This window comes from uncultured Phocaeicola sp., from assembly GCF_948499155.1.
In the GTDB taxonomy this organism is placed as follows: Bacteria; Bacteroidota; Bacteroidia; order Bacteroidales; family Bacteroidaceae; genus Phocaeicola; species Phocaeicola faecalis.
In genome coordinates, this window is the sequence record NZ_CAOOSE010000007.1 from 76740 (window position 1) to 95797 (window position 19058).

Sequence of the window (19058 nt, forward strand, 5' to 3'; positions counted from 1 at the left end):
AAACGCCCATCCCTTGTTGCTACATTATAAATCAAGCAGAAAACTCTGTTCGTTCCAAGTAGGCAATCACATCACCTTTGTTGACAACCGCCCCCTGTGCAGCGCATACTTCCACTATCCTTCCGGTGAAGTTGGCCATTATCTTTTCATATTCTCCCCACGGAGTGGAGATGTAACAGAACACTTCGTCATGCTGATACTTGCGACCGATAAAAGGAGCTGTCGACGGGCCTTCCACCGACACTTCCCATAATATCTGTCCCTTGTCGGGTGCAATAATCGGATCGGCCTTGGCACGTTTATACTTCTTTATTTCTTCTTCATTAAAACCACTTTTTGCCATTGCCGCATCTTTGGCGCGTTGCAGGTCATCCAAGAAACGCTTCTTGGCAATCCCTGATTTATAATCACGGTATTGACGGTCGTGCATGGCCAGTTCAAAGAGTTCTTCATCATCTTCTCCATAGTCCCAACCATTATCATCCATTTCTTTGCGGTATTTATCCAACTCATCAGGATAGTTTAGTTGCGGGTCTTCATTCGTAAATTCCAATCCTTTGCTCTTTGCCAGTTCTATAATTTCGGGACCTAACTCACCGGGCAATTTGCCACTCTTTCCCAATATCATATCCCAGGTATGGTTGTCTATCATTGTCCAGCGTTCTTCGCCTTTTATCAATTGCATTACGTTCATCAGAGCCACATTCTTCACATATTGGCTAAATGGAGTCACCAACGGAGGATAACCCAATTTCGGCCATACATATTCTACTTCCTCAAATAGCATCACTACCAGGTCATCCAAACTCATCGGCTCTTTGCCCTGCCCTTTCAATATCAAGTTGATGCCCGAATGCACCCCCTTCAAATCGGCCATCATAGAACCCATCATGCCCCCCGGAAGCCCGCAACCAAGCAACAGTGAAGACATGTGCTTGTTGGTAGGATCAATAAAGTAACCCAAGAAATCATCTATAAACTCCTGCGTCATGCTGCGTGCCTTCATGTAAGCCTTCATATTGATTTCAGGCACCCGGAAACCGGCATTCTTCAGCATAGCCTGAACAGAGATGACATCAGGATGCACTTTTCCCCATGACAAGGGTTCCATTGCAACATCAATAATATCGGCACCATTTTCACAAACTTCCAAAATAGATGCCATCGACAACCCCGGTCCCGTGTGTCCGTGATATTGAACAATCACTTCGGGATGTTTTTCCTTGATATTTTTCACCAGCTGCCCCAGCATCTCGGGACGTCCGATACCTGCCATATCCTTCAGGCAGATTTCGGGAGCTCCCGCCTCTATCAACTGGTCGGCTATACGTGAATAGTACTCTACGGTGTGAACCGGAGAATAAGTTATACACAAGGTAGCCTGCGGAATCATTCCGGCTTCCTTGGCATATTTTATAGAAGGGATAATATTGCGCACTTCATTCAACCCACAGAAAATACGGGTGATATCTACTCCTTGGGCATGTTTCACCTTATACATCAACCGTCGCACATCAGCGGGAACGGGATACATTCTCAATGCATTCAGGCCACGATCGAGCATGTGAGTCTGAATGCCTGCTTCATGCAAAGGTTTGGTAAACGTACGGACTGCTTTATTCGGGTTCTCCCCATAAAGTAAGTTCACTTGTTCAAAAGCACCTCCATTAGTCTCCACACGGGCAAAGCAGCCCATTTCAATGATAAGAGGAGCTATCCGTGCCAACTGGTCTGCTCTGGGTTGATACTTTCCTGATGACTGCCACATATCGCGGTAGACCAAGCTGAATTTGATTTCTTTTTTCATAATTATATTTCGATTTAAAGGTGTTTTTGTCCTTCTGCAAATATAACAAATGAATAAAAAGAAAGTTAAGATTCAAGTGGATTTTTTGCTCTCTAAAAACATGTTTAATATCATATTGTTAACTACAAAAGGCAGAAAAGGTCGAATTACACCAACCCATCCTGCCTTTTTGCTATTCACAAACACTAATTATACAAAATCACGGAGCTGTCCCTGCAAGCGTTGACGGGTAAAGAAGATACGACTTTTTACTGTTCCAAGCGGCAAAGATAATTTTTCGGCTATCTCACGATATTTAAAGCCCGACACGTGCATGGCAAACGGAATACGGTATTCATTCGGCAAGAGATTCACTACCCGGTGTATTTCCTTAATGTCATAAGCACCTTCTGTGCTGTCAAAACCGGAGTCCTGCGGCAAGTTCAAGTGATATAAATTATCGGTGTGGTCGACAAATGTTTGGTCACGTACAATTTTTCTGTAATTATTAATAAAGATGTTACGCATGATTGTGTACATCCATCCCTTAAAGTTAGTATCGGGGATATACTTATCCTCATTATCCAAGGCTTTCAGTGATGTTTCCTGCAATAGGTCGTTAGCTTCCTCACGGTCGGCTGTCAGTTTATAGGCAAATCGAAGTAATTCTTCTTGCACACTAAGCAGGTTTTTCTTAAAACTAATACTATTCATAAGTTTTTAAGTTTAGGTTTATAACTCTTTGTTCATGCTCTCGTGCTGCAAGGATAAGGCTTTTTTAAGGGGCGGACAAGAAAAAACTATCAAAATAGGGGGTAAAAACCGCCAATTATCAGTTTTTACCCCCTATTTTATCAATTAACAGGTGATTCTCAGAGCTATTCTCCTTTTAAAGTTGGTAAACAAATACTATATTTAACAGCTAGAATACGAGTAAAAAACACGGTTACTCCTCCCACTACCTGACATCCATAAGCTTCCATACCGGCAAAGTCGCATAGCCAATAAGCCAGTCCGCCCACGACACACGCCATTGCATAAATTTCCTTACGAAAGATTAACGGAATCTCATTAATAAACACATCACGGATTACACCTCCGGCAGCTCCCGTAATACTACCCATGATGATGGCCACCCAATAAGGATACCCCAATGCAATACTCTTGCCCACACCTACAACGGTGAACAGTGCCAAACCGATGCTGTCAAACAAGAAGAATGTATTATGCATGTGAATCAGATACTTTCCAAAGGCAATCACCCAAAATAAGGCAAGCCCCGTACATATCAAATAAATGGGGTCGGTCATCCATCCCGGCGTCACATCCAACAATACATCGCGAATTGTACCTCCGCCGATAGCCGTTGCCATTCCTACTACATAAGCTCCAAACCAGTCAAATTGTTTAGCCGAAGCAAGCCGGATGCCGCTAATGGCAAAGGCAAACGTTCCTATAAAATCTAAAACTTGTACAAATGTTATCATAAATAAAATTATTTGGCTGCAAAGTAACGAATAATTTCGATAAGAAAACGTATTTTTGTCTTTTGAAAATAGCTAAAATGAAATGAAAATAACAATTATCGCAGGCGCACGCCCCAATTTCATGAAAATTGCCCCCTTAATGCGTGCTATTAACGCTGCCAAAGCAGCAGGTAAGAACATCAGTGCCCGCCTGGTATATACAGGTTCGGACGAAGACAAGAGTCTGGAACCTTCTTTGTTCACCGACCTTGACATGCCCCGCCCCGATGCTTATTTAAGAGTGGATGATACTGATTTCTTTCAACGAATGGCAGGCATCGTAGTCGCTTTTGCCCGTGAACTGGAAAAGCACCCTGCACAAATTGTCATTGTGGTAGACGACCTTACCCCCACCATGGCCTGCTCTATCGTAGCTAAAAAGAAAGGGCTGAAAGTAGCGCACCTGGTAGCAGGAACACGCTCTTTCGATATGGATATGCCGAAAGAGGTCAACCGAATGATTACCGATGGACTATCGGACATTCTATTTACTGCCGGAATGGTTGCAAACCGAAACCTGAACCAGACAGGAACAGAACAAGCCCATGTGCATTTTGTTGGAAATATCTTAATCGACACCTTACGATATAACCGCACACGATTACAACGCCCTGTGGCTTTTTCCATTATAGGAGTGAAGGAGAAAGAATACGTCCTGCTTACTTTAAACCGGCATGCATTAATTAATAATGATAGTGTTCTGAAGAATCTTTTCCAGACCATATTGGAGAAGACAGATAAACCGATTGTCGCTCCTTTACATAATTATGTAAAGAACAAGCTGAGCTCTCTGGGCGTTCATTCCGAGCGACTGCACATTCTTCCTCCCCAACCCTATCTGGCTTTCGGATATATGGTGAATCAGGCACAGACCATTATCACGGACTCGGGTAATGTGGCCGAAGAAGCTACCTTCCTCGGAATTCCATGCATCACACTGAACACATATGCCGAGCATCCTGAAACCGTAAGTATCGGTACGAATTGTCTGGTGGGTGAAGAACCTGAAGCTTTGGCTGCCGCACTTGACAGACTGAGTAAAGGCGAATGGCAGGAAGGACATCTGCCGGAACGCTGGGACGGTCGTGCCGCCGAAAGAATTGTGCAAACCTTGCTCGAAGAAAAATTATAAGGAAAAAAACAATATTATAATAAGAGAGGAATCTTTCCCATATCCGAAAATGTCAAAACTCCAATGACTTGCTTTATCTATTCAAGTAACATTGGAGTTTTGATATTTTTTCCTACAGCACAACAGGCTGGAAGAATTTACCAAGTATAGTTCAAACCGAAACTCAGCAATTCCTGCAACTGGAAGTAGCTTTTATTATCATCCGTCAGCTTCACACCATCATCATAGCGGGCATGAACGAATAACTTCGTTGACAAATAACGGTTTAATACGAAGTTGAATGTATTTTCCCAACTGGCAATTACTTTATCATAAGTAGTAAAGTATTCCAATTTAGACTCCCACACGATGCTTGGAATAATCTTCCAAGTAAGGTTTCCTGTGAATTTAGAACCGATTAGGTTAGCAGTGCTGTGCCCCGGCTCCACATTAAAAGCAGCAGGGTCGGCTATTTTATCATTACTGATATATATAAAGGTATATGCAAACGGAGAGGTCAGCAAAGACAAAGTATAATTCTTCTTGTTTTGCTTAAAGTCCATACCGAGGGTTATATCAAGCTGTGCCGGAGACATGAAGTTAGAAATCATGTCGTTCGTATTGGTCTTGTAATTAGCAAAGAATTGAGTCTTGAACTCGGCAGCCAATGTATAATACCAATTCTTGAACGCTTTCACACCAAGTTTACTGTTCAACCGAAACAAATCGGCGTTTGTCTTATACTTATGAACCGTGTCAGAAGGGGCAGTAACGAATCCCAACTTCATTTCCAGTTTATTCTCAAATTCCAGTCGCTGTCGATCGTCAAAATTAGCTTCAAGCACTAAGCCCGACAGCAATGAATTGGTACTTTCACCACCTTTATACCAGTTATCCGAAATATAGTGCTGCGTGAATTGAGCATATCCGTTTCCTTTATATTTCCAAAAGTTGGGGCGGACAATCACCAAATCACTTTCCGTATCCACACTCTCCACCGGATTTTCCGGTTGCAAGAAACTCTTAATATGCTCTTTGCGCGGATTTTTCACTATCTGGCTATCCTCCAAAGGCTTCAAGTCTGCCAGATAAAGTTCGTTACCCAACACTTTTTCAGGGTGCTGCATATAATAATTAAGAAGAATCTTATTCACCCAACGGTCTACCTTGGCCGAGCGTTCCAAATCGGGTACAGTAAACAACTGTATGGAATCCTGTTTGGCACGGTAAACAGAGTCTGCTGCTGTGTGTTTAGTATTATATTCTTCGGGCGACCACTTCAATTCGAAAGCTTGCTCCACCGGTGCTGTATAATAAGTAGGCGGAACAAATAGTTTATAATAAGCCGGATTACGGTGGACACGCGGAGCCGGAGCATCCAAGTCATCCCACATTCTAAAATAAGCATAATAAGCGGCTCTCAGATTAGCCAAAGAATCGGCAAATGCCGCTACAGCTGGACTTTCCTTCGTTTTGGTTATCTTCTGTGCCGGTGCCGCAGAACAAAGCAAAGCTAAAATCAAGGGCAAAGCTAGTTTTCTTTTCATATTCCTTATCGTTTTTGCGTAAAAAGACACTTAAATGGTGCAAAAGTACACTTAATTTTCCTTTTATCAAAAGACAAAAGTATTTTTAAAAACCATATCAGTGACTTTTTAAAACTGAAAGAAGTTTTTAAAAAGCATCACCGATTACTTTTTAAACGTTCTATTATGATTTTTTGTTGTGCAACCGGGGAATTCAGAAAAAGATTTTGTAATTTTGCAACTTCGATAATTTAAGAGAATAACAATTAAAAATATTAAGTAGTGGGAGAAACTAAGTATATCTTCGTAACTGGTGGTGTTGCCTCTTCATTGGGCAAAGGTATTATTTCATCATCAATAGGTAAATTGCTGCAAGCAAGAGGCTACAATGTTACCATTCAAAAGTTTGATCCGTATATCAACATCGACCCGGGAACTCTGAATCCCTATGAACACGGTGAATGTTATGTGACTGTAGACGGTCACGAAGCCGATCTTGACCTGGGGCACTATGAACGTTTCTTAGGCATCCAGACAACTAAAGCCAACAACATTACAACCGGTCGTATTTATAAGAGTGTTATCGACAAAGAACGCCGTGGCGACTATTTGGGAAAAACCATTCAGGTTATTCCTCATATCACCGACGAAATTAAGCGCAACGTAAAATTATTAGGCACTAAAAATAAATTTGACTTCGTAATCACCGAAATCGGAGGCACGGTAGGTGATATCGAGTCATTGCCTTACTTGGAAAGTATCCGTCAGTTGAAATGGGAAATGGGACGCAACGCTTTGTGCGTACACCTTACTTATGTACCCTATTTGGCTGCTGCCGGCGAACTGAAAACAAAGCCGACACAACATTCTGTAAAAGAGCTGCAATCCGTAGGTATCCAGCCGGATATTTTGGTACTGCGCACAGAACACGAATTGAGCACTAACCTGAAGAAGAAAGTCGCTCTATTCTGCAATGTAGACGAAAATGCAGTGGTACAGTCCATGGATATGCCGACTATTTATGAAGTTCCCGTACGCATGCAGGAACAAGGTCTGGACGTCACCATCCTTCAGAAAATGGGCTTACCCGTAGGCGAGACTCCTACCCTCGGCCCGTGGAGAGACTTCCTCGACCGTCGTCACAAAGCTACCGAAAAAGTAAAAATAGGCTTAGTGGGAAAATATGATTTGCAGGATGCTTATAAATCTATCCTCGAAGCATTGTCACAGGCAGCAACATACAACGACCGCAAGGCCGACATCCACTTCATCAACAGCGAGAAACTGACTGATGAAAATGTGGAAGAGCAAATCAAAGACATGGACGGTATCATTATCTGCCCGGGCTTCGGACAGCGTGGTATCGAAGGTAAGTTTGTAGCTATCAAGTACGCTCGTACACACAATGTTCCCACATTCGGTATATGTCTAGGCATGCAGTGCATCGCCATCGAATTTGCCCGCAATGTATTGGGCTATGCTGATGCCAACAGCCGCGAGATGGATGAAAAGACTCCGCACAATGTTATCGATATCATGGAAGAACAGAAGGCCATCACCAACATGGGCGGCACAATGCGTCTGGGAGCTTACGAATGTGTGCTCGACCAGAATTCCAAGACTTTCGAAGCCTATAAGAGCGAGCACATTCAGGAACGTCACCGCCATCGCTATGAATTCAACAATGACTACAAACAGGAATTTGAGAAAGCTGGTATGAAGTGTGTCGGTATCAACCCCGAATCGGACTTGGTGGAGATTGTTGAGATTCCTACCCTGAGATGGTTCATCGGAGTGCAGTTCCATCCCGAATACAGCAGTACCGTACTGAAACCGCATCCGTTATTCCTGTCATTCATCAAGGCAGCCATTAACAAAGGATAAAACGAGAATTATAATATAAATAAGGTAAACAAGAAAAAATGGACAAAAACACTTTAGTGGGATTCGCCCTGATTGGTGCAGTTGTAATAGGCTTCAGCATCTACAACCGTCCCAGCCAGGAAGAGATGGCACGTGCAAAACACTACCAGGATTCCATTCAGGCTATCGCCCAAAAAGAAGCTGCCATGCAAGAACAGGCAGCAGCACAGCAGAGTCCGGCCCATACAATACAGGCAGACTCCACTTCACTCCTTTATGGCGCGAGCCAGGGTACGGAGCAGTTGACAACGCTGGAAAACGATTTGGTAAAAGTAACATTTACTAATAAAGGCGGACGTGTGTGCGCTGCCATGCTGAAAGATTATAACGGTCAGGACGGCAAGCCATTGGATCTGTTCGACGAAAAGGACTCGGGCATGAACTTCGCTTTCGAAGGAAAGAACGAAAACATCTTGACCGAAGACCTCTATTTCCAGCCGACCAATGTGACAGACACTACAGTGACGATGCGACTGACCACCAACGGTGCAGGCTATATTGATTTTGATTACAAGCTGTTGCCCAACACCTATGTGGTGAATTTCTCCATCCGTGCCAACGGAATGCAGAATTTCTTCCCCGCAGCAGCCAACACTGTCAACATCAACTGGCATCAGCGTGCACGCCAATTGGAAAAGGGATTCAGCTTTGAGCAACGCTATACTTCACTCACTTACAAGCCGGTAAACAAAGGCTCCGACTACCTGAGCGAAATGAAAGACGCCAAAGAAGAAGTAACCGACCGCTTGGACTGGATTGCGTTCAAGAACCAGTTCTTCTCAAGCGTGCTGATTGCCGATCAGGACTTCGACAAGGCTTCGCTGGTCTCTACTCCCCAAAAAGAGGGAAGCGGATATATGAAGAACTATACCGCAGACATGACCACATTCTTTGACCCCACGGGAAAACAGGCTACCAATATGCAGTTCTATTTCGGCCCCAACCGTTTCAAGACACTGCTGGCAAGCAATGACTTGAGCCTTTCACAAAAAGACCTGGAACTGGAAGACCTGGTATATTTGGGCTGGCCGATTATCCGATGGATTAACCGCTGGTTTACCATCCCCTTGTTCGACTGGCTGTCTGGTTGGGGACTGAGCATGGGTATAGTGTTGTTGTTGATGACCATTATCGTAAAAGCACTGGTATATCCGGCTACCCACAAGTCATATATGTCGTCTGCCAAGATGCGCGTATTGAAGCCTTATATCAACGAAATCAATGCCAAATATCCCAAAAAGGAGGATGCGCTGAAGAAGCAACAGGAAACAATGGCACTTTACAGCAAATACGGTGTCAGTCCGATGGGCGGCTGTCTGCCTATGCTGATTCAAATGCCGGTATTCATGGCCTTGTTCTTCTTTGTGCCAAACGCCATCGAGCTGCGCCAACAGAGTTTCTTATGGGCTCCCGATATGTCTACTTACGATGATATCATTCATTGGAGCACCACTATTCCTTTACTGGGCAACCACTTGAGCCTGTTCTGTCTGCTGTTCAGCATCACCAACATACTGAATACAGTGTACACCATGAAGCAACAGGACACCGGCCAACAGCAAATGCCGGGCATGAAACTGATGATGTATATCATGCCTGTGATGTTTATCTTCATTTTCAACGGTTACTCTTCCGGTCTGAACTATTATTACTTCATTTCCGGTCTGATAGGTATCCTGACTATGGTAATCCTGCGCAAGACAACCGATGAAAAGAAACTTCTAGCACAGTTGGAAGCCAACAAGGAAAAGAAGAAACAGAAAAACGGCGGTAAAGCTGGCGGTGGCCTGATGGCCAAGCTGGAAGCACTGCAGAAAGAACAGGAGCGTCTGCAGCAGGAAAGAATGAACAAAGGAAAAAAATAAAACTCCGCAACATTACATTTTTTTTGAATTAATAATTATCAAGGGGGCGACCATTTCTCAATGAGATTTGGCCGCCCCCGCCTTTTCTTCCGATGCACCAACCCGATGAGGGGATTGCGGACTGATTGAAATCCCCCGCCACACCGTCTCATACTCTTTTCCTTCCCCTTACAAAGCCTCCCTCATGCCATCACAAACCCCAAAGCTTCCTGCTGCACAACCGGATTACAGCCACTAATCCGTAAATCACAAGCACTAATCCATAAACCAATGCCATCAACCTGTAAATCAATGGTAAAAATTAGGATATACATCAGGCATATAGTACCTTTGTATAGGGATTCCAAAGACTTTGGATACTATGAATATCAACTTTATACAGACAGACAATTATGGCTGAATACATCAAACAGGAAATGAGTGACCTGGACGGCTCAGGTGAACAGCGGGTGTTCTACCGCATGAAAACCTATCACAATATCAATGCCCGGGAATTCGTCAGCAAGCTGGCACGTCCGGGTTCAGGGCTGAGCGAAGGAAATGTATTGCACGTACTTACCACTCTTGCCGACGAACTGGCTTATTATATGGCACAAGGATACAGCGTGAGCATCGACGGTGTGGGAACCTTCAAACCCACTTTGGGAATAGCCGAAGGCAAAGAAACGGACACACTGGACGGTGACGAACAAAAACGAAACGCGCGGAGCATCATGGTGAACGGGGTAAACTTCCGCGCCAGCAAGGAGCTGATAAAAGAAACCGCCCGGCATTGTGACTTGAAGCGTGCGGGGGTGAGCCGCATCCACCATTCGCCCTACTCACCCGAAGAGCGTATCGCACTCGCCTTGAAATATCTGGATGAACATCATTTTATGCGCGTAGCCGATTATATGAAGCTGACCGGGCTGCGCAAGACAAGCGCCACCCTGGAACTGAAACGATTGAGAGAAGACCCGGCCAGCGGAATCACAACGGAAGGAAAAAGAAACGGAATGATTTATGTGAGACGAAAAGACGAATGACCATACCCCACACACCCAATACACCAACAGCATTCCCTGAAGCGGACAAAGAAAAGAACAAATATGCAAGAACATTTCACTTCACCGGCTTTTATGTGTATTTTTGCAATCATTTAATCATCAAAAAATAGCTTTTAAGTATGAATAAATCAAGCGCAACCATCATGGCAGCAGCACTTATGCTAGCTTCTTCCTGCACTGAGATAAAGCAGGAAGGACAGGGCTACGAGCCCATCATCGGTAAGCAAGAGATTTCCATCAAAGACGGCCGCCTCACCCCCGAAACCCTCTGGGCAATGGGACGTATAGGCAGCTTGAGTGTATCACCCGACGGCAAGAAAATAGCCTACACCGTAGCATACTACAGTGTTCCCGAAAACAAAAGCCACCGTGTGATTTATGTAATGGATGCCGACGGGCAAAACAATACCCTGCTTACCCAAACAGCCTGGAACGAAGGAGAGCCCCAATGGATAAAGGGAGGAACCAAGATTGCATTCCTGTGCAATGAAAGTGGCGGCAGCCAGATTTGGGAAATGAACCCTGACGGTTCGGAACGCCGCATCATCTCCGACTTCAAAGGAGACATAGAAGGATTCTCGTTCTCACCGGATGGCAGAAAAATTCTTTTCATTTCGCAGGTAAAATATGGTCAGCGCACCGTAGACCTCTATCCTGACCTGCCCAAAGCCAGCGGTATCATTGTAAACGACCTGATGTACAAGCATTGGGACGAATGGGTGGAAACGACTCCGCATCCCTTTGTAGCCGACTTTGACGGCAACATGATGGGAACGGCCACCGACATTATGGAGGGCGAACCGTTTGAAGCTCCGATGAAACCGTTCGGCGGCATCGAGCAACTGGCATGGAGCAGCGACTCTAAACAAATAGCCTATACCAGCCGCAAGAAGCAAGGGCTGGCTTACGCCATCTCTACCGATTCGGATATCTACCTTTATGATTTGGAAAGCAAAAAGACCGAGAATCTATGCAAGAACTATACTGAAAGCAGCATACCTGCTACCATGACCAATGCAATGGACGGCGCTACCCCACAAGCAGTCAAACTGACTGTAAAGGACGAGAACAAAGGGTATGACATCAACCCCAAATTCTCGCCCGACGGCAAGTACATCGCATGGCAAAGCATGGAACGCGACGGATATGAGAGTGACCGCAACCGCCTGTGTGTAATGGATTTGGGCAGCAAAAAGAAGACTTATATCACCGAGAGTTTCGAATCGGGTGTAGACGACTATTGCTGGAACAATGACTCCCAAAGCCTGTACTTTGTCGGTGTATGGCATGGTACCAGCATGATATACAGTACTAACCTGAACGGCGAAGTGAAGAAACTGACCGACGGTATGTACGACTACGGTTCGGTGGCGATGGCAGGCGATAAGGTGGTTACCAAACGCCATTCCATCAGTGCAGCCGATGAAATCTATACCCTCACTCCTGCCGACGGTCAGTTGGCTCAAATCTCACATGAGAATGACCACATCTTCAATCAGCTGAAATTGGGCAAAGTGGAAGAAAGATGGACCAAGACCACCGATGGCAAACAAATGCTTTCATGGGTAATCTATCCCACCAACTTTGATCCGAACAAGAAATACCCCACTCTGCTATTCTGCGAAGGCGGCCCGCAAAGTCCTGTCAGCCAGTTCTGGAGCTACCGTTGGAACTTCCAGATAATGGCGGCCAACGACTACATCATCATTGCCCCCAACCGTCGCGGTCTGCCCGGCTTCGGCATGGAATGGCTGGAACAAATCAGTGGCGATTACGGAGGTCAGTGTATGAAAGACTATCTGTCGGCCATCGATGATATTTCTAAGGAGCCTTATGTGGACACAGACCGTCTGGGATGTGTGGGCGCCAGCTTCGGCGGATATTCGGTCTATTGGCTGGCCGGTCACCATGACAAGCGCTTTAAAGCCTTCATCGCACACGATGGTATCTTCAATATAGAACAGCAATATCTGGAAACGGAAGAAATGTGGTTTGCCAATTGGGATATGGGCGGCGCATACTGGGATAAGAATAATGCAACGGCACAACGCACGTTTGCCAATTCGCCCCACCGTTTTGTAGACAAATGGGATACCCCCATCCTGTGTATCCACGGTGAAAAGGACTATCGCATCCTGGCCTCACAGGGTATGTCTGCCTTTAATGCAGCCGTGCTTCGCGGAGTTCCTGCCGAGCTATTGCTTTACCCGGACGAAAACCATTGGGTATTGAAGCCCCAGAACGGAGTGTTGTGGCAACGCACCTTCTTTAGCTGGCTGGACAAGTGGCTGAAGAAATAATTCAGCGGAAACATTCTGTCCGAACATTATATAAAACATAACCACAAAAAAGAGTCATATCAAACTCAATCCTGAGTAAGAATATGACTCTTTTTATGATTTACAACTTCCTTAAGCTGTCATTGTCTGTTTTAACAAACAACACGGATGTTCTTATGTCTTATTGGGCAGCCTCCGGTGTTTTATTCTCCGGCTTTTCGATACCTTCGCCGGTAGCTCTTTCCTCCATACGCTTGATGCGGACATCAAGATCGGGGTGAGTAGAGAATAACTGATTCAGTTTACTGCTCTTCTGTGCACCGGCTTCTTCCTGCAACTGTTTCAGTTTTTGGAAAGACAGAGCCATTGCCCACGGATTTTTCCCTGCTTTCTTCAGAAACTCGTAACCGTAGTCATCCGCCTCACGCTCCTGTTTTTGTGAGTAAGTGGCATTAACCAACGCTTCTCCCAAATCGCCCAACTGAGATTCTGTAAGTGCAGCAGCTTTGCCGCCTTGCGAAGAAATACCGTCTTTCAAAGCTGAAGTCAGCAATGCCGTGCGGAAACCGTTCTTAGAATCCTTATGGGCTACATGACCTACCTCGTGGCCAATTACGCCCAGCAATTCTTCATCACTCATAATGTCCATCAAAGAAGAAAAGACACGGACACTACCATCGGCACAAGCAAACGCATTCACATCAATCACATAGTACACCTTGAAATTCAAAGGAATGCCTTCCACTTCACTCAAACCTTCGGTCAGCTTTTTCAAACGAACTGTGTATGGATCATCATCGGCACATACCTGATTGTGTTTGTCCATCCAGTCAATATATTCTTTTACATATTCCCTCATCTGCTCATCGGTCAGCGTAACTGCCTTTGCAGCTTTCACAGCGCCACCTATGGCCTTTTTCAAATTGAACTGTGCCATTACCGGTACAGAACACGTCATACACAACAGTACAACTGCCAGTTTCATCAAAGTCTTTTTCATTTTCGTGTAAGTTGTTAATGGTTTTTAATTCTATTTCTAAATATGACACAAAAGAACAAAATTATCGTTTATCCACCAATCTTTTCACTAATATTTTAAACGAAAAGCCGCCGCAAATTCAGTTTGCGACGGCTTTCACCCTTTTTTATACACACCTTTAAACAAAATGATAATCTTGCCTTAGCATCTCCCCTACACACAACGAGGGGAGCCTGCTCTTTATTTATTTGCGCGAGCCTCGGCAATGTAGCCTAAAGCCTCTTTACATTTTGCAGTAACATAAGCCCAGTCTTCCGCTTCCACTTTATCTTTCGGGAAAAGCTTAGAGCCCATACCTACGCAGAAAACACCTGCTTTAATCCATGAAGTAAGATTTTCCTGAGTAGGCTCTACCCCACCGGTCACCATCAGTTTTGACCAAGGCATCGGTGCCAGCAAACCTTTTACCAACTTCGGACCGAGTACATCACCGGGGAACAACTTGCAAAGGTCACAGCCCACTTCTTGTGCAAAACCTACCTCAGACACGCTTCCGCATCCCGGAGTATAAGCCACCAGACGACGGTTGCAAATCTTGGCTATTTCAGGATTAAACAATGGGCCGACAACGAAATTTGCCCCTAACTGAAGATACAGTGCAGCGGTAGCCGGATCAACAACCGAGCCAACTCCCATTGCCATTTCAGGACACTCCTTAGCTGCATATTTTACTACCTCGGCAAATACTTCGTGAGCAAAATCACCACGATTAGTGAATTCAAACGCACGAACGCCGCCTTCATAACAGGCTTTTACCACTTTCTTTGCCACTTCTGCATCTTTATGGTAGAACACAGGAACCATGCCGGTAGAACCAATCTTGTTCAACACAGCTATTTTATCAAATTTTGCCATTTTACTGTTTTACAAAAATATGTCTGAATTCTTATCTCTGAACACGTCCGCTGGCATCGCCGCCTGCCAATGCTTCCACTTCCTCAGCAGAAACCAGATTGAAGTCACCATTGATGGTGTGCTTCAAGGCAGAAGCTGCAACAGCAAATTCCAAAGCCGCACCCTGATTGGGTTTTGTCAGCAATCCATGAATAATACCTCCTGAGAATGAGTCGCCGCCACCTACACGGTCAATAATAGGATTGATATCATAACGCTTTGATTCATAGAATTCCTCACCGTTATAAATCATTGCCTTCCAGCCGTTGTGAGAAGCCGAGAACGATTCACGCAAAGTTGAAATAACATATTTGAATCCGAACTCCTGAGCCATTGCCTTGAAAATGCCTTTGTAGCCTTCGGCATTTGTTTCGCCGGCTTCCACATTTGCTTCCGGTTTGAACCCAAGGCAAAGTTCCGCATCTTCCTCATTACCAATGCATACATCCACATACTTCATCAACGGTTTCATGATAGACTGTGCCTTTTCTTTTGTCCACAGCTTTTTACGGAAGTTGAGGTCTACAGAAACCGTCACACCATGACGTTTGGCGGCTTCACAAGCCAATCGGGTCAACTCGGCAGCCTTGTCGGAAATGGCAGGAGTAATACCTGACCAATGGAACCAGTCGGCCCCTTCCATAATGGCATCGAAATCAAAATCAGTGGGGTCGGCCTCTGAGATAGCCGAGTGTGCACGGTCATAAATAACCTTGCTAGGACGCATTGACGCTCCCGTTTCCAAATAATAGATACCCACGCGGTCACCACCACGAGTAATGAAATCAGTCTTCACACCATATTTGCGCAAAGCATTGACAGCAGACTGGCCGATTTCGTGCTTCGGTAGTTTTGTTACAAAATAAGCTTCATGACCATAATTGGCGCAGCTCACTGCCACATTTGCCTCACCACCGCCATAAACTACGTCAAATGAGTCTGACTGTACAAACCGTGTGTTTCCCGGAGTTGAGAGTCTCAACATGATTTCACCTAAGGTTACTATTTTTCCCATAATTACGTGATTTTAAATTGTTATTTATCTGTTCGTTTCACTTTACACTTTACTAAAGCACTGGTCTGCAAGCCGATAGTTGTTAAGGCTTTAACATCTTCGCCCAGTCCCCTACTCGGATATTTCATCCGTGTACGTGCACAAAGGTACTATTTATTTTTTTAATACCAAAAATTGTTATATATTTGTGGGTGAAAAAAATAATTTATTAGTGTGTCCGAGCACGCTATATATAATAAGGTATATGAATAAACTGCCCGAAAGAATCAGAATTAAAGATATTGCCCGCTTAGCGGACGTATCGGTTGGCACAGTAGACCGCGTATTGCATGGCCGCACCGGAGTTTCGGAAGCCAGCCGAAAGAGAGTGGAAGAAATCTTAAAGCAACTGGATTACCAGCCCAATATGTATGCCAGTGCATTGGCCTCAAACAAAAAGTATCTGTTTGTCTGTCTGCTTCCCCAGCACAAAGAAGGAGACTATTGGACTGATGTGGAAGCCGGCATAAAACGTGCTGTGGAAACATTTTCTGATTTCCATATCACGCTCTCCATCTCCTATTACGACCAATATGAATATGCTTCTTTCACAAATTCCGGCAAAGAGATATTGGCCCGGGAAGTGGACGGAGTTTTGGTGGCTCCCACCGTTCCCGAAATCACTTCACAGTTTATCGAACAATTGCAAAAGAAGGAAATCCCTTACATCTTTATCGACTCCAATGTACCCAGTCTTCGTCCTTTGGCATTCTTTGGGCAGAAATCCGAACAAAGCGGTTATTTTGCCGCACGCATGGCAATGATGCTGGGAGAGAGACCGAAAGAAATTGTCGTGTTCCGTCAAATTAATGAAGGGCGATTGGGGTCCAACCAACAGGAGAACCGGGAGAAAGGTTTCAGAAAATACATGCAGGAACATTTCCCCGACTGTCGGATTGTAGAACTAAACCTCTACGCCAAGCGTCCCGACGAGGATGAGATACTGCTACAACGCTTCTTTATCGAACATCCTCAAATTAATTGCGGTATCACGTTCAATTCCAAAGTATATATTGTGGGAGAGTATTTGCTAAAGCATAACAAAAAGGACTTCAAGCTGATGGGGTATGACCTGCTGAGCCGCAATGTACACTGCCTGAAAGAAGGAACTGTAGATTTTTTGATTGCACAGCAACCGTCCGTTCAGGGATACTGCGGTGTGGAAAGTCTTTGCAATCATCTCATTTTCAAAAAAGAAGTGAAGCAGTGCAACTATATGCCCATTACCTTGCTGACAGTAGAGAATATAGATTTCTATCTGGATGCCCACAAAAAACAAATCTAATAACTGACATAAATGGAAACAAAGTATTTAAAAATCAATCCGGCCGACAATGTTGCTGTCGCTATCTCAGAACTTAAATCCGGTGAAACAATTACTGTGGATGGTGTTTCAATCGTTCTGAAAGAGAACATACCCGCCGGGCATAAAGTGGCTTTAAAAGACTTTTCTGAAGGAGAGGATATCATTAAATACGGTTACCCCATCGGACATGCGCGCATGGCTGTGAAACAGGGAAGCTGGATGAATGAAAAGCAAATCCAGACCAACCTTGCCGGATTGCTGGAATATACTTATAATCCGGTGGAAGTCTCACTGGACATTCCCAAAAAGGATTTGACTTTTAAAGGATACCGCCGTAAGAACGGAGAAGTGGGCATCCGCAATGAGATATGGATTATCCCAACTGTGGGATGCGTTAATGGCATAATCAACCAACTGGCAGAGGCATTGAGACGCGAAACCAACGGCGAAGGATTAGATGCTATCATGGCATTTCCTCATAATTATGGCTGTTCCCAACTGGGTGACGACCATGAAAACACTAAGAAAATTCTGCGTGACATGGTACTGCATCCCAATGCGGGAGCCGTATTGATTGTCAGTCTGGGATGCGAAAACAACCAGCCTGATGTATTTCGTGAGTTCCTTGGAGAGTATGACACCGACCGTGTGAAATTTATGGTTACTCAAAAAGTGGGCGATGAATTTGAAGAAGGAATGAAAATATTGCGCGAACTTTATGCCAAGGCAAAAGAAGATGTGCGGGTGGAAGTTCCTTTATCCGAACTGAGAGTAGGTCTGAAGTGTGGCGGATCGGACGGTTTTTCGGGCATCACAGCCAATCCCTTGCTGGGAATGTTCTCCGATTTTCTTATTGCCCAAGGAGGTACCTCAGTCTTGACGGAAGTGCCGGAAATGTTTGGTGCGGAAACTATCTTGATGAACCGTTGCCGTAACAAAGAATTGTTTGAGCAGACTGTCCGGCTCATCAATAACTTTAAGGAATACTTCTTGTCTCATGGGGAACCGGTAGGCGAAAATCCGTCACCGGGAAACAAGGCGGGCGGTATCTCTACACTGGAAGACAAGGCATTAGGCTGTACACAAAAGTGCGGCAAATCTTACGTTGACGGGGTATTGCCTTATGGCGAACGCCTAAAAGTGAAAGGACTGAATCTGCTTTCGGCGCCGGGCAACGACTTAGTGGCAGCTACTGCCCTCGCCTCTTGCGGTTGCCACATGGTGCTTTTCACTACCGGTCGCGGTACTCCTTTCGGCACTTATGTCCCCACCATGAAGATTTCAACCAACTCCGCACTGGCAAAAAACAAGCCGGGATGGATAGACTTCAATGCGGGTGTTATTGTAGAGCATGAACCGATGGAAAAGACATGCGAAAGATTCATTGATTATGTCATCAAAGTGGCAAGCGGCGAATTCGTAAATAATGAAAAGAAGAATTACCGCGAAATAGCCATCTTTAAAACAGGAGTAACCCTCTGATACCTATATTCGCCACATTATTCCTTTAGGAGAAGAACAAAAGGGCAAATTCTAAATAGGGTGTTTGGATTTGTTCTTTTGTTCTTCTATTCATAATATCCTTCTATCACTAAACCCAATCCACAACCCGGTATTCTTAATACCGAACTCACGCTTAGTAACCCAAAAAAGGATAAATTAATTCTGCTAACGAGGTATCAAGCAGTCTTTTTTGTAACTTT

The 19058-nt window shown here is 44.7% G+C and carries 15 protein-coding genes; 7 read left to right on the top strand and 8 right to left on the bottom strand.

Translation table 11 applies throughout. The features are described 5' to 3' along the window. Positions 1-31: 31 nt before the first annotated feature. The 3 genes from QYT14_RS07455 to QYT14_RS07465 form a co-directional block, all read right to left on the bottom strand. The gene (locus QYT14_RS07455; protein WP_288324766.1) at positions 32-1807 is read right to left on the bottom strand and encodes a biotin/lipoyl-binding protein; all 1776 of its coding nucleotides are present in this window, start codon (positions 1805-1807) and stop codon (positions 32-34) included. Positions 1808-1996: 189 nt separating this feature from the next. Beyond that, positions 1997-2500, bottom strand: a complete 504-nt coding sequence (locus QYT14_RS07460) for an RNA polymerase sigma factor (protein ID WP_005938855.1) — start codon at positions 2498-2500, stop codon at positions 1997-1999. Positions 2501-2664: 164 nt separating this feature from the next. Further along, entirely contained in the window at positions 2665-3273 is a 609-nt protein-coding gene (locus tag QYT14_RS07465) for a trimeric intracellular cation channel family protein (RefSeq protein WP_237039335.1), read from the bottom strand. 82 nt (positions 3274-3355) lie between these two features. Here QYT14_RS07465 and QYT14_RS07470 point away from each other — a divergent pair, with 82 nt between their 5' ends. Beyond that, on the top strand, positions 3356-4444 hold the full coding sequence (locus QYT14_RS07470; protein WP_288324765.1) for a UDP-N-acetyl glucosamine 2-epimerase: 1089 nt from the start codon (positions 3356-3358) through the stop codon (positions 4442-4444). 137 nt (positions 4445-4581) lie between these two features. On the opposite strand, the gene QYT14_RS07475 is transcribed toward QYT14_RS07470, so the two are convergent. Continuing rightward, positions 4582-5970, bottom strand: a complete 1389-nt coding sequence (locus tag QYT14_RS07475; RefSeq protein ID WP_237039333.1) for a DUF3078 domain-containing protein — start codon at positions 5968-5970, stop codon at positions 4582-4584. A 261-nt stretch (positions 5971-6231) separates the two neighbouring features. Between QYT14_RS07475 and QYT14_RS07480 the strand changes: the two genes are divergently transcribed. Together QYT14_RS07480 and yidC are read left to right on the top strand one after the other, a co-directional pair. Next, on the top strand, positions 6232-7833 hold the full coding sequence (locus tag QYT14_RS07480) for a CTP synthase (RefSeq protein WP_237039332.1): 1602 nt from the start codon (positions 6232-6234) through the stop codon (positions 7831-7833). Between the two features lie 38 nt (positions 7834-7871). Further along, positions 7872-9737 carry a membrane protein insertase YidC gene (gene yidC, locus QYT14_RS07485; protein ID WP_288324764.1) on the top strand — a complete coding sequence of 622 codons (1866 nt, stop codon included), beginning with the start codon at positions 7872-7874 and terminating at the stop codon, positions 9735-9737. A gap of 182 nt (positions 9738-9919) precedes the next feature. Here the strand turns inward: yidC and QYT14_RS07490 are convergent, their stop codons facing one another. Next, positions 9920-10051, bottom strand: coding sequence for a hypothetical protein (locus tag QYT14_RS07490; protein WP_288324763.1), 132 nt, complete (start codon positions 10049-10051; stop codon positions 9920-9922). A 78-nt stretch (positions 10052-10129) separates the two neighbouring features. On the opposite strand from QYT14_RS07490, the gene QYT14_RS07495 reads away from it, so the two are divergent. Then, positions 10130-10762, top strand: a complete 633-nt coding sequence (locus QYT14_RS07495; RefSeq protein WP_288324762.1) for a DNA-binding protein — start codon at positions 10130-10132, stop codon at positions 10760-10762. A gap of 140 nt (positions 10763-10902) precedes the next feature. Next, positions 10903-13083, top strand: coding sequence for a S9 family peptidase (locus QYT14_RS07500; RefSeq protein ID WP_288324761.1), 2181 nt, complete (start codon positions 10903-10905; stop codon positions 13081-13083). A 160-nt stretch (positions 13084-13243) separates the two neighbouring features. Here QYT14_RS07500 and QYT14_RS07505 read toward each other — a convergent pair whose 3' ends face one another. From QYT14_RS07505 to QYT14_RS07515, 3 genes are all read right to left on the bottom strand, one after another. Continuing rightward, on the bottom strand, positions 13244-14062 hold the full coding sequence (locus QYT14_RS07505) for a M48 family metallopeptidase (protein WP_288324760.1): 819 nt from the start codon (positions 14060-14062) through the stop codon (positions 13244-13246). 219 nt (positions 14063-14281) lie between these two features. Next, positions 14282-14956, bottom strand: coding sequence for a bifunctional 4-hydroxy-2-oxoglutarate aldolase/2-dehydro-3-deoxy-phosphogluconate aldolase (locus QYT14_RS07510; RefSeq protein ID WP_237039327.1), 675 nt, complete (start codon positions 14954-14956; stop codon positions 14282-14284). Between the two features lie 31 nt (positions 14957-14987). Then, the gene (locus QYT14_RS07515; RefSeq protein WP_288324759.1) at positions 14988-16010 is read right to left on the bottom strand and encodes a sugar kinase; all 1023 of its coding nucleotides are present in this window, start codon (positions 16008-16010) and stop codon (positions 14988-14990) included. A gap of 244 nt (positions 16011-16254) precedes the next feature. Between QYT14_RS07515 and QYT14_RS07520 the strand changes: the two genes are divergently transcribed. Together QYT14_RS07520 and QYT14_RS07525 are read left to right on the top strand one after the other, a co-directional pair. Beyond that, the gene (locus tag QYT14_RS07520) at positions 16255-17334 is read left to right on the top strand and encodes a LacI family DNA-binding transcriptional regulator (RefSeq protein WP_237039325.1); all 1080 of its coding nucleotides are present in this window, start codon (positions 16255-16257) and stop codon (positions 17332-17334) included. Between the two features lie 12 nt (positions 17335-17346). After that, on the top strand, positions 17347-18837 hold the full coding sequence (locus QYT14_RS07525) for an altronate dehydratase family protein (RefSeq protein WP_288324758.1): 1491 nt from the start codon (positions 17347-17349) through the stop codon (positions 18835-18837). Positions 18838-19058 lie beyond the last annotated feature (221 nt).